Consider the following 26,725-nt stretch of genomic DNA (forward strand, 5'->3'; position numbering starts at 1 on the left):
TAGTAATTAAGATCCTTTATCCCAACTTCTTCGTTTTAGCTGTTTTAATAATAAAATACAGCAGATACCCAACGGGGCCAAACATAAAGCAGAGTAACAAACAGGGGATGATTAGGAAATGGTTGATGTTTTCTTTTTGTGACTGTTTCAATATCCAGTGGCCAACTAATAAATCGAATACTAAATAATGCACCCAGCCTGTGACTACTGCTTCATCGGAAGTAAACATGGCTTTGATGCCTTCAAGTTTACTGAAGGACTCCATGTCCAAATCACCAAATCCCTGGATGACGTAAATCGCGTAAACGACCGACATGGTAGCGGCGAACGTATAAATTACAGGAGTCTTCCAATGCTTGTTCGGGAAAAATATTAATATCAACCAGGCAGGTAAGACAATGGTGTTGACGATTTGAAAAACTACAGATGGAGACATATGAATGATTTTATTAAAAAAATGGTTCTCATTATTATGAGTTTCAATATTAAATATAAATTGAAGGATTAATAATTACCAATGTATAAAATTAGTATATTTATGAAAGCAGTGAATTAAAAATCTGAATGATTTACATGTAAATGCTTGAATTATAGCTATATCTGATTTGGTTTATAATGACTATAGGATAAAACTATATATCAATTAGAACTACTAATTCGTTTGAGTGCTTATGAGAATAGTTTCGCTATAATTTTGATATTAATAACACTTAAATATATATCTATGAAAAATTTATTAATTGCAGTATTCAGTTTGTTTACAGTAGCTGTGTTTGCTCAACAGAGTGCTGAAGCTGAATACAAAACCTGTCCGGTAACAGGTATTAAAATCAAAGTAAAGGATGGCGAAAATCCTCACGCCAGCATGCAGGCTAATGCAGAGCAAGAGCCAGCTGATAATGAAAAAACCAAAAGAACCGGTGGAAAAGACTGGTGGCCAAATAGTTTGGACCTGAGTGTACTAAGACAACACACGTCAAAATCCAACCCAATGGGTGAAGATTTCAACTACAGAGCAGCTTTTGCTGCTTTAGATTATGAGCAGCTTAAAGCAGATTTAGTGGAAGTCATGACCACGTCTCAAGACTGGTGGCCAGCAGATTACGGTCATTATGGTCCGTTTTTTATTCGTATGTCCTGGCACAGTGCAGGAACCTACCGTACAGCAGATGGAAGAGGAGGATCTCGCGACGGTCAGCAGCGGTTTGCGCCAATCAATTCCTGGCCAGATAATGCTAACCTGGATAAAGCCAGACGTCTGTTATGGCCTATCAAGCAGAAGTATGGAAAAAGCTTGTCCTGGGCAGATTTGATGATTCTTGCAGGAACGGTTGCTTATGAAGATATGGGTCTGGAGATCGCAGGATTTAGTGGTGGTCGTGAAGACACCTGGGAGCCGGCTAGCAATGTCTATTGGGGAGCCGAAGATGAGTTTTTAGCTAATGATAAGCGTTATGATGAAGATGGCGATATAGAACAACCCTTAGCTGCTGTCCAGATGGGGCTTATTTACGTGAACCCAGAAGGTCCAGACGGTAATCCAGATCCAGCTCTTGCGGCTGATGGCATACGTCAAACTTTTGCCCGAATGGGAATGAATGATAAAGAAACAGTTGCTCTTATTGCTGGTGGACATACTGTAGGGAAAACCCATGGTGCTGGAGATGCCTCAAATGTAGGTCCAGAACCAGAAGCAGCTTCCATAGAAAATCAAGGTTTAGGATGGATGAGTTCTTATAAATCTGGAAAAGCAGAGGATGCTATTACCTCTGGCTTAGAAGTGATTTGGACCAAAACTCCAGCGGAATGGAGTCAGGGCTACTTCAAATCTCTTTTCGAAAATGAATGGGAATTGACCAAAAGTCCAGCAGGTGCTTACCAATGGGTGGCCAAAAATGCCGGAGAAATTTATCCTGATGCTCATATTGAAGGCAAGAAGCATAGACCAACGATGCTGACAACAGATTTAACGATGATAAAAGATCCTGAGTATTTAAAGATTTCAAAGTTCTTTTATGAAAACCCAGAGGAATTCAACAAAACTTTTGCTGAGGCTTGGTTTAAATTAACCCATAGAGATATGGGGCCAAAATCAACCTATATTGGACCTGAAGCCCCTTCCAAAGATTACCTCTGGCAAGATCCAATTCCAGAAGTAGATTATAAAATGATAACAGATACCGATATTAAAGCCTTAAAAGCAGATATTCTAAAGTCGGGCTTATCCACTTCAGAATTGGTGACGACTGCGTGGAATTCTGCTTCAACTTATAGAGATTCCGACAGAAGAGGTGGAGCCAATGGTGCAAGAATAAGATTGGAACCAATGCGAAGCTGGGAAGCTAATAACCCAAAACAACTGGATAAAGTGCTTTCAAAGTTAGAATCCATTCAGAAGAAATTCAACAAAAACAACTCAAGAAAAAAAGTCTCTATTGCAGATTTAATTGTACTTGGAGGTAATGCGGCTATAGAAGAGGCGGCAGAAAAAGCTGGACATACTGTATCAGTGCCATTTACGCCTGGGAGAACAGATGCTTTACAAGAGCAGACCGATGTTGAATCTATGCAATTGCTGAAACCTATGGCAGATGGATTTACTAACTACCAGGAGAAGCAATACACGCTAACAACGGAAGAACTGTTGGTAGATAAAGCTCAATTACTGACACTTTCTGCTCCAGAAATGACCGTATTAGTCGGTGGAATGAGAGCACTAGGTGCAAATTATAACAATACAGACCATGGCGTATTTACTGATAGAGAAGGACAATTAACAAATGACTATTTTGTAAACCTAATGGACATGAGTACCAAATGGGAGCCTAAAGATGAGTTCAGACAGGTTTTTATCGGAAAAGATAGAAATACTGGTGATGTAAAATGGACGGCAACGCGTGCGGATTTGATCTTCGGATCCAACTCAGAGTTAAGAGCACTCGCTGAAGTTTACGCAACAGATGATGCCGATGAGAAATTTGTATCTGATTTTGTAGATGCATGGACCAAAGTGATGGAACTCGATAGATTCGATGTGAAAATGTAAATGGATTTTATTATATAATACCTAAAAGCCCTGCATTCGCAGGGTTTTTTATTTTTTAAGACGTTTTCAGTTGTGTCCTATTAAATTATTCTTATTTGTTACAATTTACAATTTGCATTGATATTTTAAACCAACCTTAAAACAGGGGGTTTACTCTTTAAAAGATTATATTTAAATAATTTTTTAATTAAAAAGGAGGGGATGTGAATAATATTTAGTGGCAAATTTTATATTTATACTTTAACTAGAAAGGGGTGTAATCTAAAAAAACGTATTTATGAAAATAGGTGTTCCGATTGAAATCAAAAATAATGAGAGCAGGGTATCAATTACGCCGGCTGGTGTTTTTGAATTGTCAAAGCGAAATCATCAATTATACGTTCAAGCTGAGGCAGGACTTGCCAGTGGATTTACAGATTTAGACTATAGGGAAGCAGGTGCTGAGATTTTACCGGATATTGCATCTGTGTATGAGGTGGCGGAAATGATCGTTAAAGTGAAAGAACCGATTGAAGAAGAATATAAGTTAGTCAGAAAAGGGCAGATTATTTTCACCTATTTTCATTTTGCTTCTAGTAAGAAACTCACTGATGCCATGATCGCCTCGAAAGCCATATGTATCGCTTACGAGACTGTTCAGGACGACGACGGGAGTTTACCACTTCTCACCCCTATGTCTGAAGTTGCTGGCAGAATGGCCACTCAACAGGGTGCTAAATATCTAGAAAAGCCTATTCGTGGAAAGGGAATTCTTTTGGGCGGAGTTCCGGGAGTTACCCCTGGTAAAGTTCTTGTTTTAGGCGCTGGCGTTGTTGGAATACAGGCTGCTAAAATGGCGGCAGGTCTTGGTGCAAGTGTCATCATTTTTGATATCAGTATGAAAAGACTGCGTTATGTAAACGATATCATGCCAAGTCATGTAGTTACTGCTTTTTCCAACGAATACAATATCCGAAAGCACATCAAAACAGCTGATTTGATCATAGGCGCCGTTTTAATTGCTGGTGCTAAAGCCCCAAAATTAATTACTAAAGACATGCTTAAGGATATGACCCCCGGAACGGTCATGGTAGATGTGGCGGTAGACCAGGGCGGTTGTTTTGAAACCACTCGGCCAACTACTCACGAAGACCCTACTTATATCGTAGATGATGTGGTGCATTACTGCGTGACCAACATGCCTGGTGCGGTTCCTTATACCTCCACTTTAGCTCTGACTAACGTGACCTTTCCCTATGTTCTTGAAATTGCCAACAAAGGCTGGAAAAATGCCTGTGCTTCCAACCCAGCATTAGCTAAAGGACTCAGCTTAGACCAAGGTGAAATCATCTGCAAGGAAATTTTGAAAGACAGAGCAACAGCATAAGTGTTTTTACCTGAAGTCAAACTCTGATAAATACCTGAGTATTAGTAATGATTGCTTCGCACCATTAGTTTGCCTTTTAAGAAATAAAATAAAAGTGCTTGCACGGAAGCGATTTCAACCCACCCCAGAGCATTCTTATTTTTTAGGAGGAAATATTTCAGTCTCCATTGCCAATAGGGTAGAAGCCTTCCTTTTGTCTACCTAATCTTATAAATCTAAAGGTTTTTTCCAGGAAGATAATTTAAAAGCTATTTCTCAGGATGGTTACGGCTTATTGAATTTAAGGTTGGGTGCTAGATTGGATCAAACTAAAGGATTGACCTTTTTTGTGATTAGTGCCTTGGATGAAGAGTTTATTATAGACGCAGGAAATACAAAATATACTTTTGGTTTCCCCACATTTATGGCGAGGCCACCTAGATTCTTTGGAGCTCAATTTTCAATTAGATTTTAATTAGTTTTATAAGAAAATTCAGACATGAAAAATACCTTAAAAGTTATAGTCATCATGAGTTGGATGCTGTGGATTTCTCCACAGCTTTCTGCTCAATCAACTTCAACTTATTCCCTGGAAACTATTGATCAATGGATACAGGAACAAGAGTCAAAAGTCCCAGATTTAAAAACTGACAACAATGCTATGATTTCCTGGGCAGGTGAGTCAGGCGTTCAAACTGACATTGCTTTTGTTTATCTACATGGCTTTGGTGCTAGTAGGATGGAAGCAGAGCCTGTAGTTTCTAAATTGGCTGAAGAATACAAAGCTAACGTATATTACTCCAGACTTAAAGGTCATGGCAGAAGCGGAGTTGAAGGTTTTGAGGAACTGACCAAAGAAAACTATTTGGATTCCGCCGAAGACGCTTTAAAGGTGGTTAAGCTTTTAGGAAAAAAAGTAGTGCTGATAAGTACATCAACAGGTGGAACACTCAGTTTACATTTAGCTTCCAAGCATAACGACATCGCAGGATTGCTTTTGTACTCCCCATTTGTTGGTCTTAAAAATCCAATGATGGGACAAATTACAACTCCAAAAGGTCGTGAGATGTTCAAATCGATGATAGGTGGAGAAGTTCAAAAAATGGATAGGAAAGATCCAGAAAATAAATACTGGTCGACTGAGTATCATATTAATGCCTACGTGGCTTTGATTGGTATGTTGCAAGAAACAATGACTGAAGAGACTTTTGAAGCGGTGACCTGTCCTGTGTTTTTGGCCTACTATTATAAAAATGAGAAAGAACAAGATCAGGTTGTTTCTGTTTCAGCCATGCTGGATATGTATGAGCAGCTAGGAACCGTGGCGTCTAATAAACAAAAAGAAGCCTTCCCAAATACAGCAAACCATGTCATTGCCAGTGATTTAAGGTCCAAAGACTGGGAGTCGGTGTTTACCTCCAGTCAGAAATTTATTGATCATAAAATAATGCAGTAATGAAATATATCCTCATGTTATTACTTACCTTACCCCTAATAGGAACTCAGGCACAAAACGATAAAGGTATTTCAAAATTGACGACATATGAATTTGATCTTCAAGGTCATAGAGGTGCCAGAGGTTTAGCACCTGAAAATACTTTACAAGCTTTTAGGGAAGCTATAGATATTGGTGTGAACACCCTGGAACTTGACGTGGTGGTCACAAAAGATCGTCAATTGGTAGTATCTCACGAGCCCTGGATGAATGCGGATATTTGTAAAAACCTTGCAGGTAATACTATTGATAAAGAAACTGAAAAAGAGCTTAACATCTATCAGATGACTTATGAAGAAGTGAAAACTTACGACTGCGGAAGCACTTATTACCCCGCATTTCCTGAACAAAAACTAGAGTCGGCCTACAAGCCTTTACTGAAAGAAGTGCTGAATATGGCTGATAATATTAGTAGAAATCACGGCAAGAAAATCAAGTATAATATCGAATTGAAAAGTTTGCCAGAAGGAGATGATGTCTATCATCCAAAACCTGCTGAATTTGTCAAGTTGGTTATCGGCTTACTCCAGTTAGAAACTAAATTGGAACGCGTGAATTTGCAGAGTTTTGATTTTAGAATTTTAAAAGCGCTGCACCAATCGTATCCTGAAGTTCGCCTAGCGGCTTTAGTGTATGATATGGATTTCGATACCGCTATAAATGAACTTGGCTTTTTACCTGAAATTTACAGCCCCTACTTTCCATTAGTCAGCAAAGACTTAGTCAAAGACGCCCATGAAAGCGGAATGAAAGTGATTCCGTGGACTGTTAATGAGCCTGACCAAATGAAAAACCTCTTAAAAATGGGAGTGGATGGATTGATTACTGACTATCCTGATCGGGCGCTAAAATTTAAAAAAATCGACTAATCAGTTTTTTAGTTTTTGAGTCTGTGAGTTTCTAAGAAGGTTTTAGATAATAGGAATTAGGTGTTAGGAAAATTCTTAATTCAAAATTATAATTTACGACTACACGACTACACGACTACACGAATTCAACCATTTTCCCACTCCCATAGAAATCCTTAACTTTCGAATCAAATATTTAAAATAAAATTTCAATGAAAACCATAACCTATTCACTTATTGCTTTAGTTCTTTTTTCCTGTGGTCAAAACAACAAGAAAAAAGACTCTAACTCTGAAGCGAAAACAAAAGTACAGTCAGAAATTGAAATCACTAGTGAAATAGAGCAGCTAGCTACTGACTTTAAATTTACAGAAGGCCCTGCGGTAAACAAGAATGGTCATGTGTACTTTACAGACATTCCAGAAAGTAAAATATACAAATGGACGACAGCAGACAGTTTGGAGTTGTATCGAGAAAATAGTAATGGAGCCAACGGTTTATACTTCGACCAGAATCAAAATCTTTTGGCTTGCGAAGGCGGTAAAGCACAAATCACATTAACGACTCCAGAAGGAAAACGTTCAGTGGTCGCTTCAGAATACAATGGCAAACCTTTCAATACAACCAATGATATTTGGCCAGATGCCAAAGGCGGTGCTTATTTCACCGATCCAAGGTATGGTGGAGATTTAGAAAATCTACCTCAGGAAGGCATGCATGTTTTTTATATTTCGCCGAATAAAAATTCTGTGATTCGCGTCACCGATGACTTAATAAAACCCAATGGATTGATTGGAACCCCAGATGGAAAAATACTTTACATCACAGACCCAGGTGCAGAAAGAACGTATAGTTATAATATTGAAGGCGACGGTACCTTATCCAAAAAGCAACTATTTGTGGAGTATGGTGGCGATGGTATGACCATCGATCAGCAGGGGAATGTGTACCTCACTACCAGTGGTCAACCTCAGGTGGACGTCTTTTCACCCCAAGGAAAATTACTAAAAACCATTACCGTTCCCGAACAACCTTCAAATGTGACTTTTGGCGGCAAAGACCGCAATGAGTTATACATTACCGCCCGGACTTCGCTTTATCGCGTAGGATTGAATAGGGAAGGAGTGAATTAAAGCATTAAATAGGGTTTAGGTATTAGGGATCAGGTTGTAGGAAAGACCATAATCATTAATTTTAAATTTAGTTGACCAGCCCATTAGTTGATGAGTTTGTGAGTCTTTTAGTAGGTTTTAGGAATTACAATTGAATGAGTGATTTTTTCTGGTGGCTGAGCCTGTCCGACGACTTCATTCAGGCAGGTTATTACGACACTTTCGTCGGAATTGTATCGAAGCCACGATTAAGGAAAATCCATAATTAATAATTCTCAATTTAAAATTACATTTCTCAGTCCACCAGTCCACAAAAAAACTCTTAACCAAAAACAGTCAACGCAAAACGAATACACGACTTCACGAATAAACGAATATCACAAAATTAATCTTACTTTTGCTCTGCAGGTCGCCCTATCGCTGTCCCGTTAGTGGGAGAGAGGAAAGTCCGGACACCATAGCACCAACATAGCGGGTAACGCCCGTCATCCTAAATTCATTTTGGGAAAGGACCAGTGCAACAGAAAGCAAGTACAGTTCGGCTGTAGTGAAATCGGTAAACTCTATGTGGTGAAATGTTATGTAAACCAAGGCTTGAGGGTTGTGCGCCCGATCTTGGAGGGTAAACAGATCGAGGTTTTTGGTAACAAAAGCCCTAGATAAATGATAGGGTCTCGATAACCATCGGGAACAGAATCCGGCTTATAGACCTGCTTTTTTTCTTTTTTGAATTTGTACAGAACAATTTTTTAATCTTTACACTATTAGTCTAAACCCTCGTCAAACCTAACAACGGATGCTGGGTGAGGGTTAAATTTTAAATTTTTTCAATATTAATTGTAAGTTGCAGGCAACGCTAAAGGTTTATTTATCGTCTATATTTATAGACACCAAGATCAACCGTGAAACTGATAAACTTACATAAGGACTTAGAGCAAATCATCCAGGATGCTCAGCGCCATAACCAAAAGGCTCAGTATCGTTTATACAAGAAGTTTGCACCCAAAATGCTATCGGTTTGTAGGATGTATATTTCAGACCTTCACCATGCAGAGGATGTGATGTCCACTGCTTTTGTCAAAGTTTTTAAAAATCTCAAAACGTACCAGCACAAAGGCAGCTTTGAAGGCTGGGTACGTCGGATCATGGTCACAACTGCTATTGATTTTCTTAGACAGCAGAAACGCCTGGAGTTTGCAACCGATAATTTCGATCAGTATGAAGAAGTTGAAATACCAAGCCTCACTGAATGATCTGTTGAAGAATTACAAGGCTTTATTGATGAATTACCAGAGGGTTATAAACTGGTGTTTACAATGAATGTCTTGGAAGACTATTCGCATAAATCGATTGCAGATACCCTAAATATTACAGAAGCCACCTCAAGATCGCAGCTGTTTAAAGCCAAGCGATTACTTAAAATAAAAATAGAAACACATAGATCCAAATCTCATGGACAAGTTTAAAGACGACCTACAACATAAATTCAATCAGCGGGAAATCCAACCCACCGATGAAGCCTGGGGAAAAATTACCGGAGAATTAGCCACCTCAAGTTCATCTAAAAGCCCGTGGCTGTGGGGCGGAATTGCCGCAGGATTTATCGGACTTTTAGTTTTACTTACGCCCATGTATTTTTCTACAAACAATAAGGTTCCTGTAGTAAATTCAGAAAAAAGTAAAACAGAGAATGTTGAGGTTAAAAAACGAAGCCTAGTCTCTGTAAATCAACTTCAAAGAGGGGAGATTAGGACTGCATCAGTTCAATTTTCTCACACAAAACTAAAATGGAAGACACCTCAACCGATAAGCGCTGATGTTCAAAATCCTATCCAACTAAAAGCCAACACCTTATTGGCTGAGGTGGAGCAGGAGTTGGAAAATGAGCGATTTACCGAACAGAAAATGAACGAGGTCGATGCGCTTTTGGCTCAGGCCAGAGCAAAATTATCTTCTAAGAAGGACCAAGAGCTCTTTGATCAGCTTTCAGCTGAAAGCCTTTTGGCTGAAATCGATCTTGAAGACTCTAACTCCTTCAAAGACAAAATTTGGAAACTTATTGAAGTCAATTTCAACGAATTAAAATCTAGTCTTGGAGCTAGATAATACAAAAAAATCAGAGTGGTCGGCGCCAGTATTAAGACTATTCTGCCTATTTAATCTATTGTTCAACTTAAAAAAAATGTATCATGCCTATTAAAATTATAATTACACTCGCCTTTCTGGCAAGCTTGTGGAGCAATCAATTGGTTGCCCAGGGGAGAGATTTTTCTGCCTTTGATGAAGAGGAAGCTTCTGAGCTACAATCAATTCTTACACGAATAGAAAGTGAAGAAAAAGAGTTTTTAAAATCGAAAGTTAAAGAAATCAATTCAAAATTAGAAGATGGAAATCTTTCAGAACAGGAAGCACAAGACCTTAAGCTAGAGGTCGCCGAAGAGTCTGCCAAAAACATTCAGGATGCTCAGGGCTTGGTTTACGATTGGGCCTCTTTTCAAAAAAGAAAGTATGGAGAGGTAGATTTGGAGCAGTTTCAGGATTATGACTCCTATTCGACCATAATCAATGAACTAGGCTTAAGTCCATCGTCTTTTACATTCAAACTTTTTGATATATCCTCCAAAAAAGAAACAGATAGCAAATCTTTAAAAGAAAGAGATCTTCCATATTCTAACAGAACGTTTAGTGATTTATTTATAGGTATTTCTTTTAATAATGCAGTTTTAGATGGTGGAAGTATAGATAATACGTTATTTAAATTTGGAGGAAGCCGGAGTTTCGAGATTGGTTACGAATGGAGTACACGAGTATTTAAAGAAAGCAACTTTTTACGCATCAATTATGGAGTTTCCTTTCAGTTTAATGGCTTAAAGCCTAAAAACAACACCATTTTTGTTGCAAATGGTGAACAAACTGTGCTGGAACCTTTTGAGTTTGATCTGGAAAAGTCCAAATTCAGAATGGACAATTTGATTCTTCCCGTTCACCTTCAATTTGGTAATTCTAAAACTACAGTCTTAGACAATGGAAATAAACGATTTACAGACCAGGACTTTAAAGTGGGGCTCGGAGGCTTTGTAGGGATCAACTTACGGAACACTCAAAAATTGAAATTTGATGACGGACGTAGAGATGAAAAACTTAAGCAACGTGACGATTTCAACACCAATAATTTGCTATACGGTTTAAGTGCTTTCGTAGGCTGGGAGACGGTCGCGATTTTTGCTCAATATAATTTAAATCCTATTTTTAACAGTAATGTAAGGGATTTAAATAACTTCCAAGTAGGCGTTAGGTTACTTATGGATAGAAGACATTAGGGTTATTTGTCATTCCGACAGAGAAGTTTTTTGCTTCGACGAGGAATCTCTTCATTCCGTGCAAGGCGGTAGCCGCGATGCAGAATCTTTATAGGTGATGTTCTGAATGTTGAAAAGATCTATCTCAACCTGGCTTCGATACACCCCGCTACAAAAAGCGGGTCACTCAGCCACCAATTCACCATTGTCATTCCGACAGAGAAGCTGTTTTTGCTTCGACGAGGAATCTCTTCATTCCGTGCAAGGCGGTAGCCGCGATGCGGAATCTTTATAGGTGATGTTCTGAATGTTGAAAAGGTCTATCTCAACCTGGCTTCGATACACCCCGCTACAAAAAGCGGGTCACTCAGCCACCAACTCACCATTGTCATTCCGACAGAGAAGTTTTTTGCTTCGACGAGGAATCTCTTTCTCACTCTAGGTAATGGTAAGTTTTTTAAGGTTTAGACCTATAGTCTCTTTATAATCTAAACCGGTGGTTCTAGTAAATTTGAAAGTGAATTAGCCTTCGTCCTTAACATAGTTTGTCTTCCTCAACTCATACTTTATTTCTTAAGAATAAAATGTGAATATTTTGAGGAACCTTTTACATCGAGATAAAAATCGATGAAATCACTCAAATATTGAGTAAAATCTATATAAATTAGTCATTTTAAAGTATCAATTTATTGAAAAATCGTAACATTACTTATTAGTTATCGTCTTTTGATCAATCCTCTTAAAAATTAAACCATTATGAAAATTATTTTTATTCTACTTTTTTGCCTAAGCATTTCATTTGGTAATGCTCAAACGTTTACTGGTCAAGCGACTTATCAATCCAAGACTGTTTTCGATATGAAACTAGGCGGGGATCAGATAAACGATCAAATGAGAGCTCAAATTGCTGAAATGATGAAAAAGCAATTTGAAAAAACCTACACTTTAGACTTCAACTCAGAAGAGTCTCTATACCAGGAAGAACAAAATTTAGCTGCACCAACAGGTCGGTCTGGCATGATGAGCGGAATGATGGGAAACTTTCAATCTGGGAGTCAGTATAAACACATCAAAGACAGTTTGTATTTAGAATCAAAAGAGTTTTTTGGCAAGTCCTTTCTTATTCAAGATTCTTTGCCAGTTTTAAAATGGGAATTGGTAAACGAATCAAAGCAAATAGGTCAGTATGTTGTTTTCAAAGCTGTTGCAGTCAAAGAACTTGACAAAACTGCTTTTACAGAATTGAGGAAAAAGGAAAAAGAGGGGGACGAAGAAAATACTTTACTAGAAAATGATAGCATAGTATCCCCACTAGATCAATTTGAAATGCCGAAATCTATTGAAATCGTAGCTTGGTATACTCCACAGGTGCCTGTAAGTCATGGACCAAGTGAGTTTTGGGGGCTGCCAGGACTTATTATGGAAGTGCAATCTGGTAAAACAACGATCTTGTGTTCTAAGCTTATTTTGAATCCAAAAGAAAAAGTTGACATAGAAGCACCTTCTAAGGGTAAGCAGGTTACCCAAAAAGAATTTCAAGATATGGTATTGGAAAAAACTCAAGAAATGCAGGATATGTATGGTGGTGGCAAAAGAGGAGGAAACTCTATTGAAATTCGAATGAACTAATTTGAATTTCACTTTTTTATGAAAAACTTACTTATTTTACTGTGTTTATGTGTTGGTATAAACTCAGGATTTTCTCAAACGACAAAACTAATTGGAAAAGTAACCGACTCTATTGGGAACCCACTGTCAATGGCTAGTGTGATAGCCAAAGAAAAGGAAACTTTAGAAATTGACTCTTATAGTATTACTAATGAAGAGGGTCTTTTTCAGCTAAATTTACCGAAGGGTAAAACCTTTATTCTTGAAATTAATTTTTTAGGTTTTCAGCCTTTATCTGCCGAAACTTATATGCCAGAAGACCTCAATGTCATTGAAAGTATTTATGTACTTCAAGAGCTGGCAGATGAACTTGATGATGTAGAGTTGGTTTATGAAATGCCGGTTACTATAAGAGGTGATACTATTTCTTACGACGCCGATTCCTTTGCTAGAGGCAACGAACGAAAGCTTGGCGATATTATTGAAAATCTTCCAGGGATGAAACTCGATGATGACGGGAGTATTGAAGTAGAAGGAAAAAAGGTCCAAAAAGTAATGGTTGATGGAAAAGACTTTTTTGATGGCGATTCCAAACTAGCTACCAAAAATATTCCAGCCGATGCGGTGAGCAAGGTTGAAGTTTTGCGAAATTATAACGAAGTTGACCAGATGCGAGGTTTGGGTAATGACCAAGAAAATGTGGCTATCAATATAAAATTGAAAGAAGGAAAAGAGAATTTTTGGTTTGGAGAACTCAATGCAGGCATAGGATATGGTGAAGAAACGCGCTACCTAGCTAATCCTAAGCTATTTTATTACAGTCCTGATTATAGTATAAATATCATCACCAATTTTAATAATACTGGCGACACGCCTTTTACTTTTCGAGATTACTTTAATTTCACAGGGGGCTTTAGAAACTTCAACAGTGGGGGCGGAACGCGTTTTAACATCAACGATTCTGGACTTGGATTTTTATTGACTCAAAATGACAGAGCCCAAAATATAGAAAATGAATTTGTGGCTGGCAATTTTACTTATAAAGCTTCAGAAAAGCTTGACATTAGTGGCTTTGCATTGCTTTCTGGTAATAAAACTGATTTCCAAACCAATAATATTCGGCAATTTATTTCTAGTGGAGAAAATGAGGTAACTGAAACTGAAAATACCCAAAAGAATCAATTAGCAATGTTGAAACTTAGCAGCGTATACAAACCTAATGCTAATTTTCAATTGGATTATGATGTGTTAGGTAAGCTTTCAGATCAATCTGAAGTTGCTAATCAATTTTCCCAATTTGGAACTATAGACAATCGCATCTTGGAAGATAAAGCCAATAAACCTTTCTCTATTAATCAGAATGTAAATGCTTATTATACACTTTCAGAGAAGGATATTTTTTCAGGACAGGCCCAGCATTTGGCTCAAGAAGAAGATCCATTTTACAATGCAATTTTAGATTTCTTGCCTTTTGCAGGAATTTTACAAGCCAACACCGGTCAGTCGAACTTTGATATTAACCAAGAAAAGATAATTAAAACCCAAAAGCTAGATGCTAAAGTGGATTATTATCGGGTGCTCAATAAAAAAAGTAACATTAGTTTCAATGTTGGAACCACCTTAAGTTATCAAAACTTTGATAGTTCCATTTTTCAAAGGTTAGATTCTGGTGCGACTCTAAACTTTGACCAAAGTGCTGAGGTAGATGGTGAACGTTTTCCTTTACAGAATGATGTGACTTACAATTTTAGAGATTTATTTTTTGGGACGAGATATAAGTTAATTACGGGAAAATTTACCTTGACGCCTGGACTTACATTGCACAACTACGATTTGAGTACGGATCAATTGGGCTTAGAGACTTCATTTAATACGTGGAAATTACTTCCAGATTTGAATTTGAATCTTCAGTTGAAACGAACCGAAACAATTAGGTTTGATTATGCAATGACTGCAGAATTTACAGACGTTAACCAGTATGCAGAAGCTTTCGTATTTAATAATTACAACAGGCTATTTAGAGGTAACCGAGAACTTGAAAATGCTTTAGCCAATTCTTTTAATTTATCCTATTTTAATTTTAATATGTTCAACTATACGAACATCACAGGTAGATTGAGTTATACCAATAGAATCAACGGAATTAAAAACGATACAGAACTGGTAGCTATTAATCAAGTCGCTTCACCATTTAACATCAGTAGCAATTTTGCAGATGAAACCTTTTCAGGATCTGGGTCTTACAGCAAGCGCTTTAGAAAATTTCAAGTAGAAACTAGTGCCAGATTGGGGATTAACACTTTCAATAACCAAATTAATGGAGAAGTTTTAGAATCTGAAAGCTTTACTCAGAATTATAAAGCTAGTTTGAGAAGTAACTTTAAAACTTGGCCAAATTTAGAAATAGGTTATGATTTCACTAGTAACCGCTATGATAATGGTAGTTTTATCTCTACTTTCTTTACAGACCAACCCTTTATAAATTTAGAAGCCAATTTTTTAAAAGAGTTTACCTTTACTGCAGACTACAATTATTTTAATTACAGAAGTAAAGACGATAGAGTTTCTAATGAATATGCTTTTTTATCGGCGGACTTATTTTACCAGAAAAAAGATTCTAAGTGGGAATTTATTTTGCAAGGGATGAATCTTTTAGATGTTCAGTCTATCAATCAAGATAGTTTCAATGAGTCTTTCAATACCACTTCAGAGTATTTCGTTATGCCTCGCATGCTTATTCTGAAAGTGAGGTATGAATTGTAAATCTAGTTATGATTATGTAGATCGACTAATACCTATCCCAACTAAAAAATCCTGTTCCACTACTTTGGAACAGGATTTTTTATACTAGAAAGTTATGTCATTATAATTAATCTTTTTTCGGAATTTGTTTTAAAACTTCTTGAGTCAGTTTCCAAAATTTCTGAGTGCTGGAAATGCTTGCGCGTTCGTCTGGAGAATGGGCGCCACGAATGGTTGGGCCAAAGGAAATCATATCCATCTTAGGATAGTGGCTTCCCAAAATCCCGCATTCCAAACCAGCGTGACAAGCCGCTACATTTGCTTTTTCATGGTTTAAGTCTTGGTAAATGCGATCAACAATTTTGAGGATGCCCGAGTCGGGATTGGGCGTCCAGCCTGGATAATCACCGGAAAGTTCGACCTGAAATCCTGCAAGGTCAAAGGCAGAAGATAGTGAATTAACTAAGTCGTCTTTGGAAGAATCGACAGAAGAGCGCGTTAAGCACAAGATTTCTATCTTTCCATCGGCAACGGAAATTCTAGCGATATTGTTGGAGGTTTCTACCAGACCATCGATGTCTGGACTCATTCTATACACTCCATTATGGGCTGCATAGATTGATTTTAGAAAAGCATCTTGCACATCGCTACTCATAATCTTTTTAGGCAGTTCAGTTTCCTCTAAGTGAAACGCCATCTGAGGCTCTAGGCTTTTATATTCTTCTTGTATCGTTTTAAATAAACTCTCCAAGGTGTCTTCGAATTCTTTTTTATGTCTCTTATTTACGATGAGTGTCGAATGACTCTCCCTAGGAATGGCATTACGAAGACCACCGCCTTCTATACTTGCCACACGAGAGCTAACAGTAATGTAGGCCGTATAAAGAATACGATTCATCAGGACATTAGCGTTAGCAAGTCCTTTGATGATATCCATACCCGAATGCCCACCTTGCAGCCCGTTAATGGTGATAGAGTAAGCGATAGCGTCTTCTGGGATAGATTCTTCGATATAAAATCGCGTGGCAGTAAGGTCTACGCCTCCAGCACATCCAATCCCGATTTCATCATCTTCTTCGGTGTCTAGATTGAGCAGAATGTCACCTTTAAGAATAGAATCATCAAGTTCTTTAGCGCCAGTCATGCCAGTTTCTTCATCTATAGTAAATAATGCTTCTAGCGCAGGATGTGGAAGATCTTGACTTTCCAAAATCGCCATGATAGTTGCTACTCCTAGGCCGTTATCGGCACCTAGAGTGGTTCCATCAGCTTTTACCCAATCACCATCTACATGCATACGGATACCTTCGGTAGAAAAATCGAAGTCAGTTGCATTATTTTTTTGATGTACCATATCCAAATGCGACTGCAAAACTGTCGTTTTACGATCTTCCATCCCAGCAGTTGCTGGTTTTTTGATGATGACGTTTCCCACTTTATCCTGTAAGGTTTCCAGGCCTAAGGATCTGCCAAACTCCAGCATAAAGGCAATAACCTCTTCTTCCTTTTTGGAAGCTCTTGGCACGGCATTTAAGGCTGAAAAATGTTTCCAGATAGCTTTAGGTTCAATATCTTGTATGGTTGTACTCATAGGTTTTTTATTTTTTACAAAGTTAACAGGCTATCCTTTAAAGCGTAATAAGGAATTGATAAAATTCGTATCATTTTGAATTTTATAAAAGGTCTGTTATGCTTTTAAATTTGATAGTGTAACTTAGTTGATCAATTTTTAACTGATAAAGATGCTTGCCAAAATTATAGCTTTGTGTATTTATGTTTTAATTCTCTTTTTAATTGGTTATGTCGCTTCCAAGCGAATTAAAAATATAAGTGACTTTTATGTGGGTGGTAAAAAGATTGGCTACTGGGCTGTTGCTTTTTCTGCGCGGGCAACTGGTGAATCGGGGTGGATTTTAATTGGTCTCACTGGTATGGGAGCCTTGGCAGGACTCTCTGCCTTTTGGGTCGTTGTCGGGGAAGTTCTTGGAGTTGCTATTTCCTGGTTGTTTATGGCTAAGCCTTTTAAACGTTTAACCGATAAATATGATTCTGTAACGGTACCAGATTACTTAGAAAGTCATTTTAAAACTAAAACTCACTGGTTGAGAGGGGTCTCGGCTACGGTACTCTCCATTTTTGTAGTTATTTATGTGAGTTCTCAAATTGATGCTACCGGTATTGCCTTCGAGTCCATGCTGGATATGAACTACTATTACGGAGCTATTTTGGGTTTTTTAATAGTCCTGGTCTATATTTTTGTGGGCGGCTTTGTTGCTGTAGTCTGGTCCGATTTATTTCAAGGCTTGCTTATGTTTTTAGGTCTTGTGGCTTTACCACTAGTGGTTTGGTTCAGTATGGATACCGAGATAAATATCATGGAACAGTTGAATGATATCGATCCTGCTCTCATCAATATTTGGGGTGGAGAGACAGATCCCTGGCTTAACCTGGCTACCATTTTAGGATTTTCAGCTATAGGTCTTGGTTTTTTGGGATCTCCACAAGTCTACGTGCGGTTTATGTCTATTAAAAATGAAACTGAAATAACCAAAGGCAGTCGGGTGGCGATTTTATTTACACTGCTTACCGATTTTGCTGCCGTAAGTATTGGTATTTTGGCCAGAGTCTTCTTTACGGAGTCAGGACAGGATCCTGAAGCCATTCTAGGCATTGGAGGAGCGGATGTTTTGGGGATGATGACCGAATATTTTTTACCTTTAGTCCTGACTGCCATTTATGTAGCCATCATCTTATCGGCAATTATGTCTACTATTGATTCTTTACTGGTCATGGCTTCCAGTGCAATTGTGAGGGACTTCTATCAAAAAATTTTTAGACCCGATATTAGCAACAGTCAATTAACCAAAACCTCTCGTTGGGTTACGCTTATTATAGCCCTAATGGCGCTGGGTTTAGCAATGGTAATTGCTGTTGTAGCTCCAGAGCGTCAAGTGTTTTGGGTGATTATTTTTGGCTGGTCCGGAATAGCCGCTACCTTTTGTCCAGTCATTATTTTATCTCTGTTTTGGAAGGCCTATTCTGAAGCAGGAGCCATTGCCTCTATGATCTCTGGATTTCTGAGTGTGATTTTAGTCAAATTCGTACTACAGGAGTCTGAAACGCTTGGGATTTATTTTGAAAAGATTGATGTTCTCCTGCCTTCATTTTTGATTGCTTTAGGTTTTGGTTGGCTGTTTACCAAACTTATGCCAAGGCCTCAATAATATGAAACCTGTGGCATCTTCTTTGAATTTGGGAGAAATACATCAGCTTTTGGTGAACGTCAAGCTATTTGTAACACTAATTTACTGAAGGTTTCTCTGCATTCTGGATGCTTAATTGAAGCCAGATCAATGGGTTTAAGCTAGTGATATCGTGAAGCTTTAAAGTTACCTTATCACAAAATCAATCTTCTCCAGATTTTTTAACCACTGTGCTGCTGGCTTGTGCAGTAGGCATAACCACCAGATCGGCGATGTTGACGTGATAAGGACGCGTGACTGTAAAGTGAATAATATCGGCAATATCTTCGGGCTGTAGCGCTTTGAAACCCTTATAAACCTTGTCTGCCCGCTCATCATCTCCTTTGAACCTCACCTTACTAAATTCGGTTTCCACCAGACCTGGATTAATCGCACCAACGCGAATACCATGTTGATTGAGATCCATTCGCATGCCTTGATTAATCGCATCTACAGCATGCTTGCTGGCGCAATATACATTGCCCTTTGGGTAAACCTCTTTTCCTGCTGTCGAGCCGATATTGATAACGTGGCCATCTTTATTCTTGATCATTTGCTGAATGATAGGCTGTGAAACGTAAAGCAAGCCTTTCACGTTGATATCCAGCATGGCGTCCCAGTCTTGAGAAGAACCTTCCTGAATAAAATCAAGACCGTGGGCATTACCTGCGTTATTGATTAGAATTTGGATGTCTTTAAATTCTAATGGGAGTGATTCTAAAGCTTTGTTCACCTCTTTTTGGTCTCTTACATCAAAATTCAGCGTGGTTACTTCTGTGTGAGCAGACAGTTCTGCCTTGAGTTGATCGAGCCGTTCCTGACGTCGACCACAGAGAATCAATTTGAAATTTTCTTTGGCAAATCTTCTAGCGGTAGCTAGACCAATGCCACTGGTGGCTCCTGTGATCAATACTGTTTTGGACATAAATTTCTTTTTTGATAAAAGTAAGTAAAAGCTTTGAAATTTGGAGATTAAAGAGATTTGAGAATGAAAAATTGAAACTACATTTGTTATTAAAAAGATGCGATGTTAGTTGAGTTTGCTTTGGTACTTTTAGGTTTTGTGCTTTTGATTTTTGGAGCGGATGCTTTGGTGAAAGGCGCCTCTGCTTTGGCCAAGAAACTTCAAATGTCTGATCTGGCAATTGGTCTCACGATTGTGGCTTTTGGAACTTCGGCACCAGAACTGGTCGTGAGTTCTGTAGCTTCTGTCAATGGGCAATCCGACTTAATTTTGGGAAATGTAATCGGTAGTAATAATTTCAACCTTTTCATTATTTTGGGCATCGTAGCTTTAATTAAACCCATTGCAGTTCAGAGAAGTATGGTATGGATAGAAATTCCTATTTCCATAGCTATCATTGTTGTATTATATGTTTTATCCAACGCTTTCCTGGGAAGTGATATGGCTACTGTTTCCAGAATGGATGCTATAATTCTGCTGGCCTTATTTGCTGGCTTTATGTTTTATATCTACAAAGGACTTTCTGCTGAAAATTCAAGTGACAGTCATACGACCAAAGTGTATTCTAATTTTAAAATGACGGCTTTTATTAGTCTTGGATTAGGAGGATTGGTGCTTGGAGGACAATTGGTAGTAAGCAGCGCTACAGAAATTGCCCTCAGTTATGGGGTAAGTGATAAAGTGATTGGCTTAACCATAGTTGCAGCTGGAACCTCACTACCAGAACTTGTGACATCGGTGGTAGCAGCAACCAAAAACAACGCTGATATTGCTATTGGTAATGTGATAGGTTCCAATATTTTTAATGTTCTGCTTATAGTTCCATTAAGTGCGTTGATAACTCCTATTGCTTACAATACTTCTTTTAATCTGGATATGTATATTTTAATGGGGGGTAGTTTGTTTTTGTTTATCGCAATGTTCAGTGGGAAAGCAAAACGTTTGGACCGCTTGGAAGCATTGATCTTATTGTCAGGATTTATAGTCTATACTGGGTATATGCTGACTAATTAATTAGAGCTGTAGTCTTTTTACTTTTGAGAGAATCATAAGCTTTGCTTAACTTGTAGACCAAAATGAAGTTTATGAAATTAACAGTAGTGCTATTTTTGTCTATAACACTTTTGAGTTGCCAAAATTCGCCAGAAACCAAAGGAGGGAGCAAATCTCCATTTGAAAACAAAGCTTTTCCTGAATTTGGCATTGAAGAAGCTGAGCAACTGGCAGAACTACCCTTGCAGTGCATTACTCAGGAATTTCCTAACAAATTGGGTCAGGTTTTGGGATCTGAAGAGGATTTAGCAAGACCTAAAGACTTACGACCAGCTTTTTATGGCTGTTTCGATTGGCACTCTGCTGTCCACAGTCAATGGTCTTTGGTCAAATTACTTAAAGATTTCCCAGATCTTAAACAGGGCGATAGTATTCGAAGTGCTTTGTCAAAACGTCTAACTGAAGATCATATTCAAACTGAAATCAACTTTTTTAAAACCGAACACAATCAAAATTTTGAGCGGACCTATGGCTGGGCCTGGCTATTCACTTTAGCTAAAGAGTTAAAGACCTGGGAGGATCCACAGGCGGAAGAATGGTTGTCTAACCTAATGCCTCTGGTCGACCTCCTGGAAGAAAAGATGAAAGCGTTCCTGCCAAAACTGGTGTATCCCATACGAGTGGGTGAGCACCCTAATACTGCTTTTGCCTTATCGATGACCATAGATTATGCGGAGGTATTTAAAAAAGAAGAACTTAAGTCGTTAATTATTAATAGATCAAGAGACTTTTATTTAACAGATAAAAACTGCCCTTTAGAGTGGGAGCCTAGTGGCTATGATTTTTTATCGCCTTGTCTGGAAGAAGCTTCCTTGATGGCTAAAGTTTTGCCAGAACAAGAGTTTCAAACCTGGATAAAAACATTCATGCCCAGTTTGTTTTCAAAATACTTCAACTTGGATGTTGCAGAAGTCAGTGACAGATCTGATGGAAAATTGGTGCATTTGGATGGTCTAAATTTTAGTCGAGCTTGGAATCTTTATGAGCTGGCAGACACTTACGAGGCTTTTTATCATTTAAAAACTACAGGAGACCAACATTTCACCAAGGCTTATCCCAATTTATTTGGCGATACCTACGAAGGCTCACATTGGCTAGGTAGTTTTGCTATTTATGCACTTGATCGGCGTCCTGAATGATAAAAAAACTTTCTTCTTATTTTGGTCCAGGTACTTTCGTGGCGGCTGCTTTTATAGGTCCGGGTACGATTACCATTTGCTCTATTGCAGGGGTTAGGTTTGGAACCGATCTCCTGTGGGCTTTAGTTTTATCCATCGTAGCGACCATTATTTTACAAAACATGTCGGCTAGAATAGGTCTAGTTACCCAGATGGATTTAGGTACAGCAATGCGTGAGATCGTGAGTCAGCCTTTATTAAAAGCTTTGCTGATGGTTTTGGTGGTTGTTGCTATTGTTTTTGGAAATGCAGCTTATGAAGCTGGGAATATCAGTGGAGCTGTGATGGGCTTCTCAGTGATTTATGCGGATACTCAACTTAGTTTTGGTGACTTTACCTTAGATTATTTGCCTTTGGTTATAGGAGCTAGTTGTTATTTCATATTGAACTTGAACAGTTATAAAAAAATAGAAAAGCTCCTGATTGTCTTGGTGGTGTTGATGAGTTTGTCCTTTCTTGCCACGGCTTTAATCACTAAACCTGATTTATTGTCTTTAGTAAAGGGCATAACTCTCTTTAAAATGCCATCAGATTCGTTAACAACAGTTTTAGCTATCGTAGGCACCACAATAGTTCCTTATAATCTGTTTTTGCATTCTTCTGTGGTTCAGGAAAAGTGGAAAGGTGTATCAGGTTTAAAGTTTGCCAAACTGGATTCAGCAATTGCCATAGGGCTGGGGGGTTTGGTCTCTATAGCTGTCGTCGTTGCGGCTTCAGAGATTCCCAGAGAAGAATTGCGGTCTATCCTGGATATGGCAGAAACACTCGAACCTTTGTACGGGGTATACGCTAAATACTTACTTGGCTTTGGTTTTTTTGCTGCGGGTATAACTTCAACCCTTACGGCTGCACTGGCAGCAGCCTATGTTTTAAAAGGCTGTTTGGGCTGGAAGATAGATAATACCCATCCCAAATTTAAATGGACCTGGCGAGGAATTCTTTTGCTTGGGGTTGTGTTTTCCTCCTTAGGCATTAATCCTATCGAGTTGATTCAAATTGCCCAGGTGAGTAATGCTATTTTACTTCCGTTTATCGCCATACTACTCTTAGCCATTGTTTCCAATCGAAAGCTGATGGGGGATTATAGAAATACACAGTTTCAAAATACAGTTGGTGTTTTGATTATTCTGTTTTGTTTGTTTTTGAGTGTGAAGAGTTTTTTTATGATGTTTTAAATTTCAATTTATAACATCCTATAGCCTAAAATAAAAGCAAATGAGGAATAGTTTGATTCTCTGAAAAAGTCTTCATTGAGAAGATCTCTGTATGTTTGGTATCTAAATTCTACACTAAATTTTTGATCATACCTAAAGCCAAATCCTATAACTGGATTTAAAGATCCCTTCAAATCAATACTAGCTCCTAAATCACTAGTTATTTTATTTCCTTCAATATTTAAATCATAAGCCAAGCCTCCATTCAAAAAAAGTTGACTTTCAGAACTCAAAAAAAGATAATGTCTTAAGCTTAACGGGATTTCTATAGATTGGTAATCAACTTCTCTAAAGCTTGGAGCTAAATCACCAAAAGGTCTGTCTTTTCTTGAAGAATAAGATTGATATGTAGGTTCCAGTACAAGTGACCATTTTTTATTATTTAGGGGTAATACGTATTCAAATTCAATACCAATTCTAAAGTTAACTTCTGTATTGAAATCTGTTTGCACATTTTCACTACCTTCTTCAGTAGAAAAAGAAGCCAATTGTAAGCCAGGCCTTATTGTTATGTGGAAAGATGATTTAGACTTCTTGTTTATATAGCTATACGTAGAATTGTCTGAGCAAGAATTATATTTAGTAATTACTCTTCTAAGACCGATTTCCCAATATTTTAAATTTTTGAAATCAGATTCTGATAATGTTTCACATTTAAGCTCATTTAATAATTGTTGCCTGAAATCATTATTTTTTTTAACTACAGAGTTTTTATCTAGATATTTTTAAAAATAAGTGGTTGCAAAGAAACCTCTTCTGTGCTAAAAAAATACTTTATCGTATTTCTATCACGATACTGATATAAATTGGCCTGACCTTCTTCAAGTATTTTTAAAAATAGGTGTTGTTTTACAAAGCTTGGGGATCTGTTTTCACTTATAAGTGAGCTGCTATTTCCAGAAATATCGATATCCACTTGAGCTGATTTATATTTAACCTCTCCGTAAATCTCAAAATGTTTAATGTCTTTTGGTAGAAATTTTATCTGTGAATCAGATAAATCCGACTTAAATAAAATTTCCTCTGGGTTATTATTCCAGCTGAAATCTTTAATATATCCGGTAATAGTGTCACCAGAATTATTTAAAAAATATCCCTTTTTGAAAATGTTTTGAGCGTTAATTTGGATACAAAATAATAGTATAAGAATAGTATAAAATCTGTTTTTCACAATGCTTTTAATAGTTTTTGAATAGCAATTTAACTTTTTAATTTTTAAAATATTTCAATACCGGTTTCAAAATACAGTTGGTGTTTTGATTATTTTCCAAAAAGTTTTGTTTGTTTTTGAGTGTGAAGAGTTTTTTAATGATGTTTAGTAATTCTTGATATTATAATAAACATTTTAAAATAATTTATACCCAAGAATTAGACTTGCTGAGTTATACTTCGATGAAGCCACAGTATAGTCAAAAAGTAGGTCTCTTCCTGCCTGGTATCTAAACTCAAATACGAATTTTTTATTGAACTGATATCCTATTCCAAAAACCGGATTGAATTGAGCATTCAAATCAAGTTGTCTTGTTCTAATGCCATTGATTTCATTATCTCCAATTCCAATATCATAAGCTATACCTGCATTTATAAAAAGCTGATGGTTTGAACTCAAAAAACTATAATATCTTACACTTAGTGGAACTTCTATAGATGCGTAACTAACTTCCCTATTCACGGGAAAGAATTCATCAATCAGGTAGTCTCTTCTTGAATTATACTCCTGATAAGTTGGTTCTAAGGTAACCGACCACTTTTTATTATTGAATGGCAAGATAAGTTCCATTTCAAGACCTATCCTAAAACTAGTTTCATTTGGAAAATCAGCATCCAAGCCTGCATTACTAACATCATCGACATCCAAAGTTGCAAATTGAACGCCTGGTCGAAAAGAAAGATGAAAAGAACCTTTAGATTTATCATTAGTATAGCTATAATCAGATGAATTTAAGCATTTGTTATAAGTGTTAAAAATCTTCTTTAATGACCTTTCATCATATTTTAAATTTTTGAATTGATTAGTCGATAGGTCATTGCATTGTAATGCATTTAAGAGCTGTTGTCTAAAATTCTGATTCTCTCTTATTTTATTGGTCTTATCTAGATATTTTTTGTAAATGAGTTGTTGAATGGATTTCTCCTCTGTTTCATAAAAATACCGAATAAAGGAGCTATTTTCTAATTTGTATAATTTGGCAGCTCCACTTTCAAGAACTTTCAGGAACACATGTTCTGATTCAAATTCCGGTAGTCGATTTTTGGATAATTTAGAAATGCTATTGTCAGATTTGTCAATATCGACTTCAACAGATTTATACTTTACTTTATTAAATATCTCAAAAAAACTGATGTCTTCTGGTTTTAAGTTTCTTATTCTTGATGCTGAATTTGTCTTAAACTGAATTTCGTCTGGATTTGTTTTCCAGTCTAAATCTTTAATCAGTCCTTGAATGCTGTCACCAGAGTTGTTGGTATAAAACCCTTCTTTGAAAGTGCTCTGAGCATTAACTTGAAAGCAAAACAATAGGATGAGGATAATCAAAATCTTAGTTTTCATAAAATAGTGGTTGGGATTAATTTTTTCTATAAATATAAAAATGCGGTTAGTTCAAACTTATTGATTTTCAAATAATTTCATATCCGGTTTTAAGTCGGCGAACTCTTCTGGGATAAATGGGTTTTCTAACTGAATAAGCTGTCGATTTTTTAAATTCAAATCTTCCACTAAAATTCCATAATAGCTTTTAAAAATCGCATCTAGAGTACCATCGTTTTCGATAATAGATAATCCTTTTTTTAAGCGTTTAGCTAATTCTAATTGATTGGGATTGACATAAAATACCAAAGGGAAAGGATAAAAAAACATCAGGTTATCTTCGATGATAAGCCCTTCAGCTTTGGAAGCTCTGTTTTGAAAAATACTTTTTACTTCATTGGCTCCAAAGGTGATGAAGTCGAAATTTCCTTTGGTAAGTCTATCAAAAATATCATCAAATGTCCCTTCTTCACTTACTTCAAATCCATTATTTCTAAAGATATCGGCGTCGCTCCAGGTTTCAGGAATACCCTGGGTGAGTAGTTTGATGTTAGTTTTGGAGGTTTTAGTGAATTTCAATGAATCTTTTTGGTTGATAATAGGAACACGGTAGCCTAAAATATTTTTGGCTAATGGTTTATGAATCACAATTAAGTCTTCAGTATTGAATTTTTGATTGCCAGCAATGGTTACTAAAACATCGTGTTTCTTTTGGCTAAATGCTTTAGACTCTTCATCTCCAGGATAGTCTTTACGACTTTCTTTAATCTTCCAAGGGCCAAATTCAGCAGAGGTAGCTTCAAGTATAACTTCTAAAACCTCTCTTTCGTGATCTTGTCTAATTTCTGACCGATTACCATTCCAAAAATCAACCCTTAAAGTATCTGTTTTGGAATCAGTTTTCCCTTGAGAACTCTTTTTTTCTGGGTTGGATTGACATGAGAATAAACAGTAAAACATCGTCAACATAAGCAGGGGTTTAAGCATCATTTATTTCTCGGTAAGTTAAGGAATTGGATTTATTTGTTGATATGAAGTTCAAGATTGAT

21 protein-coding genes, 1 other RNA gene and 1 pseudogene are annotated in these 26,725 nt (G+C 37.3%); 16 read left to right on the plus strand and 7 right to left on the minus strand.

Going from position 1 to position 26,725, the window contains the following annotated elements; genetic code table 11:
• Nucleotides 1-16: 16 nt before the first annotated feature.
• Nucleotides 17-436 (minus strand): ABA4-like family protein, encoded by a 420-nt coding sequence (locus LB449_RS04925; protein WP_224453959.1) that lies wholly within the window; start codon nucleotides 434-436, stop codon nucleotides 17-19.
• Nucleotides 437-724: 288 nt separating this feature from the next.
• On the opposite strand from LB449_RS04925, the gene katG reads away from it, so the two are divergent.
• From katG to LB449_RS04980, 12 genes and pseudogenes are all read left to right on the plus strand, one after another.
• Nucleotides 725-3,046, plus strand: a complete 2,322-nt coding sequence (gene katG / locus LB449_RS04930; protein ID WP_224453960.1) for a catalase/peroxidase HPI — start codon at nucleotides 725-727, stop codon at nucleotides 3,044-3,046.
• Between the two features lie 277 nt (nucleotides 3,047-3,323).
• A complete protein-coding gene (gene ald / locus LB449_RS04935; protein WP_224453961.1) occupies nucleotides 3,324-4,412 on the plus strand; it encodes an alanine dehydrogenase in 1,089 nt (362 codons plus the stop codon).
• Between the two features lie 478 nt (nucleotides 4,413-4,890).
• Complete coding sequence (locus LB449_RS04940; RefSeq protein ID WP_224453962.1) at nucleotides 4,891-5,847, plus strand: alpha/beta hydrolase; 957 nt, start codon at nucleotides 4,891-4,893, stop codon at nucleotides 5,845-5,847.
• Nucleotides 5,847-6,755, plus strand: coding sequence for a glycerophosphodiester phosphodiesterase (locus LB449_RS04945; protein ID WP_224453963.1), 909 nt, complete (start codon nucleotides 5,847-5,849; stop codon nucleotides 6,753-6,755). Before LB449_RS04940 ends, LB449_RS04945 begins: the two co-directional genes overlap by 1 nt.
• 191 nt (nucleotides 6,756-6,946) lie before the next feature.
• Nucleotides 6,947-7,867 carry an SMP-30/gluconolactonase/LRE family protein gene (locus tag LB449_RS04950; protein WP_224453964.1) on the plus strand — a complete coding sequence of 307 codons (921 nt, stop codon included), beginning with the start codon at nucleotides 6,947-6,949 and terminating at the stop codon, nucleotides 7,865-7,867.
• A gap of 380 nt (nucleotides 7,868-8,247) precedes the next feature.
• An RNA gene (rnpB, locus tag LB449_RS04955) (RNase P RNA component class A) lies at nucleotides 8,248-8,567 on the plus strand.
• Between the two features lie 181 nt (nucleotides 8,568-8,748).
• On the plus strand, nucleotides 8,749-9,099 hold the full coding sequence (locus LB449_RS14085; RefSeq protein WP_394372304.1) for an RNA polymerase sigma factor: 351 nt from the start codon (nucleotides 8,749-8,751) through the stop codon (nucleotides 9,097-9,099).
• Nucleotides 9,100-9,120: 21 nt separating this feature from the next.
• Nucleotides 9,121-9,312, plus strand: a pseudogene (locus LB449_RS14090) (RNA polymerase sigma factor); the annotation flags it as partial.
• A complete protein-coding gene (locus tag LB449_RS04965; protein WP_224453965.1) occupies nucleotides 9,299-9,952 on the plus strand; it encodes a hypothetical protein in 654 nt (217 codons plus the stop codon). The pseudogene LB449_RS14090 and the gene LB449_RS04965, both read left to right, overlap by 14 nt.
• 83 nt (nucleotides 9,953-10,035) lie before the next feature.
• Nucleotides 10,036-11,166, plus strand: a complete 1,131-nt coding sequence (locus tag LB449_RS04970) for a TonB-dependent receptor (RefSeq protein ID WP_224453966.1) — start codon at nucleotides 10,036-10,038, stop codon at nucleotides 11,164-11,166.
• A 735-nt stretch (nucleotides 11,167-11,901) separates the two neighbouring features.
• A complete protein-coding gene (locus LB449_RS04975; RefSeq protein WP_003445652.1) occupies nucleotides 11,902-12,774 on the plus strand; it encodes a GLPGLI family protein in 873 nt (290 codons plus the stop codon).
• A gap of 18 nt (nucleotides 12,775-12,792) precedes the next feature.
• The gene (locus LB449_RS04980; RefSeq protein WP_003445655.1) at nucleotides 12,793-15,516 is read left to right on the plus strand and encodes a peptidase associated domain and porin domain-containing protein; all 2,724 of its coding nucleotides are present in this window, start codon (nucleotides 12,793-12,795) and stop codon (nucleotides 15,514-15,516) included.
• Between the two features lie 106 nt (nucleotides 15,517-15,622).
• Here LB449_RS04980 and LB449_RS04985 read toward each other — a convergent pair whose 3' ends face one another.
• A complete protein-coding gene (locus LB449_RS04985) occupies nucleotides 15,623-17,086 on the minus strand; it encodes an aminoacyl-histidine dipeptidase (RefSeq protein WP_224453967.1) in 1,464 nt (487 codons plus the stop codon).
• A 151-nt stretch (nucleotides 17,087-17,237) separates the two neighbouring features.
• Between LB449_RS04985 and LB449_RS04990 the strand changes: the two genes are divergently transcribed.
• Nucleotides 17,238-18,719 carry a sodium/proline symporter gene (locus LB449_RS04990; protein WP_224453968.1) on the plus strand — a complete coding sequence of 494 codons (1,482 nt, stop codon included), beginning with the start codon at nucleotides 17,238-17,240 and terminating at the stop codon, nucleotides 18,717-18,719.
• 181 nt (nucleotides 18,720-18,900) lie between these two features.
• Here LB449_RS04990 and LB449_RS04995 read toward each other — a convergent pair whose 3' ends face one another.
• Nucleotides 18,901-19,662, minus strand: coding sequence for an SDR family NAD(P)-dependent oxidoreductase (locus LB449_RS04995; protein WP_224453969.1), 762 nt, complete (start codon nucleotides 19,660-19,662; stop codon nucleotides 18,901-18,903).
• A 102-nt stretch (nucleotides 19,663-19,764) separates the two neighbouring features.
• Here LB449_RS04995 and LB449_RS05000 point away from each other — a divergent pair, with 102 nt between their 5' ends.
• The 3 genes from LB449_RS05000 to LB449_RS05010 all read left to right on the plus strand — a co-directional run bounded on the left by LB449_RS05000 (nucleotide 19,765) and on the right by LB449_RS05010 (nucleotide 23,107).
• Nucleotides 19,765-20,715 carry a calcium/sodium antiporter gene (locus LB449_RS05000; RefSeq protein ID WP_224453970.1) on the plus strand — a complete coding sequence of 317 codons (951 nt, stop codon included), beginning with the start codon at nucleotides 19,765-19,767 and terminating at the stop codon, nucleotides 20,713-20,715.
• A gap of 71 nt (nucleotides 20,716-20,786) precedes the next feature.
• Nucleotides 20,787-21,893: a DUF2891 domain-containing protein gene (locus tag LB449_RS05005; protein WP_224453971.1), complete on the plus strand. Its 1,107-nt coding sequence runs from the start codon at nucleotides 20,787-20,789 to the stop codon at nucleotides 21,891-21,893.
• Nucleotides 21,890-23,107, plus strand: a complete 1,218-nt coding sequence (locus LB449_RS05010) for an Nramp family divalent metal transporter (protein WP_224453972.1) — start codon at nucleotides 21,890-21,892, stop codon at nucleotides 23,105-23,107. Before LB449_RS05005 ends, LB449_RS05010 begins: the two co-directional genes overlap by 4 nt.
• 8 nt (nucleotides 23,108-23,115) lie before the next feature.
• Here the strand turns inward: LB449_RS05010 and LB449_RS05015 are convergent, their stop codons facing one another.
• The 4 genes from LB449_RS05015 to LB449_RS05030 all read right to left on the minus strand — a co-directional run bounded on the left by LB449_RS05015 (nucleotide 23,116) and on the right by LB449_RS05030 (nucleotide 26,666).
• Nucleotides 23,116-23,751, minus strand: coding sequence for an outer membrane beta-barrel protein (locus LB449_RS05015; protein ID WP_317196205.1), 636 nt, complete (start codon nucleotides 23,749-23,751; stop codon nucleotides 23,116-23,118).
• 110 nt (nucleotides 23,752-23,861) lie between these two features.
• Entirely contained in the window at nucleotides 23,862-24,317 is a 456-nt protein-coding gene (locus LB449_RS05020) for a hypothetical protein (RefSeq protein WP_224453973.1), read from the minus strand.
• Nucleotides 24,318-24,491: 174 nt separating this feature from the next.
• Nucleotides 24,492-25,697 carry an outer membrane beta-barrel protein gene (locus LB449_RS05025; RefSeq protein WP_224453974.1) on the minus strand — a complete coding sequence of 402 codons (1,206 nt, stop codon included), beginning with the start codon at nucleotides 25,695-25,697 and terminating at the stop codon, nucleotides 24,492-24,494.
• Between the two features lie 57 nt (nucleotides 25,698-25,754).
• A complete protein-coding gene (locus LB449_RS05030; RefSeq protein ID WP_224453975.1) occupies nucleotides 25,755-26,666 on the minus strand; it encodes a transporter substrate-binding domain-containing protein in 912 nt (303 codons plus the stop codon).
• Between the last annotated feature and the right edge of the window lie 59 nt (nucleotides 26,667-26,725).

Source organism: Psychroflexus lacisalsi (assembly GCF_020164495.1).
Lineage (GTDB): Bacteria > Bacteroidota > Bacteroidia > Flavobacteriales > Flavobacteriaceae > Psychroflexus > Psychroflexus lacisalsi.

What these genes read in the sequence shown, in the direction of transcription:
- LB449_RS05000 (WP_224453970.1), top strand. Translation starts at nt 19,765, where the DNA reads ATGTTAGTTGAGTTTGCTTTGGTACTTTTAGGTTTTGTGCTTTTGATT.
- LB449_RS04945 (WP_224453963.1), top strand. Translation starts at nt 5,847, where the DNA reads ATGAAATATATCCTCATGTTATTACTTACCTTACCCCTAATAGGAACT.
- LB449_RS04995 (WP_224453969.1), bottom strand. Translation starts at nt 19,662, where the DNA reads ATGTCCAAAACAGTATTGATCACAGGAGCCACCAGTGGCATTGGTCTA.
- LB449_RS04925 (WP_224453959.1), bottom strand. Translation starts at nt 436, where the DNA reads ATGTCTCCATCTGTAGTTTTTCAAATCGTCAACACCATTGTCTTACCT.
- LB449_RS04990 (WP_224453968.1), top strand. Translation starts at nt 17,238, where the DNA reads ATGCTTGCCAAAATTATAGCTTTGTGTATTTATGTTTTAATTCTCTTT.
- LB449_RS05010 (WP_224453972.1), top strand. Translation starts at nt 21,890, where the DNA reads ATGATAAAAAAACTTTCTTCTTATTTTGGTCCAGGTACTTTCGTGGCG.
- ald (WP_224453961.1), top strand. Translation starts at nt 3,324, where the DNA reads ATGAAAATAGGTGTTCCGATTGAAATCAAAAATAATGAGAGCAGGGTA.
- LB449_RS04940 (WP_224453962.1), top strand. Translation starts at nt 4,891, where the DNA reads ATGAAAAATACCTTAAAAGTTATAGTCATCATGAGTTGGATGCTGTGG.
- LB449_RS04980 (WP_003445655.1), top strand. Translation starts at nt 12,793, where the DNA reads ATGAAAAACTTACTTATTTTACTGTGTTTATGTGTTGGTATAAACTCA.
- LB449_RS05025 (WP_224453974.1), bottom strand. Translation starts at nt 25,697, where the DNA reads ATGAAAACTAAGATTTTGATTATCCTCATCCTATTGTTTTGCTTTCAA.
- LB449_RS04985 (WP_224453967.1), bottom strand. Translation starts at nt 17,086, where the DNA reads ATGAGTACAACCATACAAGATATTGAACCTAAAGCTATCTGGAAACAT.
- LB449_RS04975 (WP_003445652.1), top strand. Translation starts at nt 11,902, where the DNA reads ATGAAAATTATTTTTATTCTACTTTTTTGCCTAAGCATTTCATTTGGT.
- LB449_RS04970 (WP_224453966.1), top strand. Translation starts at nt 10,036, where the DNA reads ATGCCTATTAAAATTATAATTACACTCGCCTTTCTGGCAAGCTTGTGG.
- LB449_RS05005 (WP_224453971.1), top strand. Translation starts at nt 20,787, where the DNA reads ATGAAATTAACAGTAGTGCTATTTTTGTCTATAACACTTTTGAGTTGC.
- LB449_RS05030 (WP_224453975.1), bottom strand. Translation starts at nt 26,666, where the DNA reads ATGATGCTTAAACCCCTGCTTATGTTGACGATGTTTTACTGTTTATTC.
- LB449_RS04965 (WP_224453965.1), top strand. Translation starts at nt 9,299, where the DNA reads ATGGACAAGTTTAAAGACGACCTACAACATAAATTCAATCAGCGGGAA.
- katG (WP_224453960.1), top strand. Translation starts at nt 725, where the DNA reads ATGAAAAATTTATTAATTGCAGTATTCAGTTTGTTTACAGTAGCTGTG.
- LB449_RS04950 (WP_224453964.1), top strand. Translation starts at nt 6,947, where the DNA reads ATGAAAACCATAACCTATTCACTTATTGCTTTAGTTCTTTTTTCCTGT.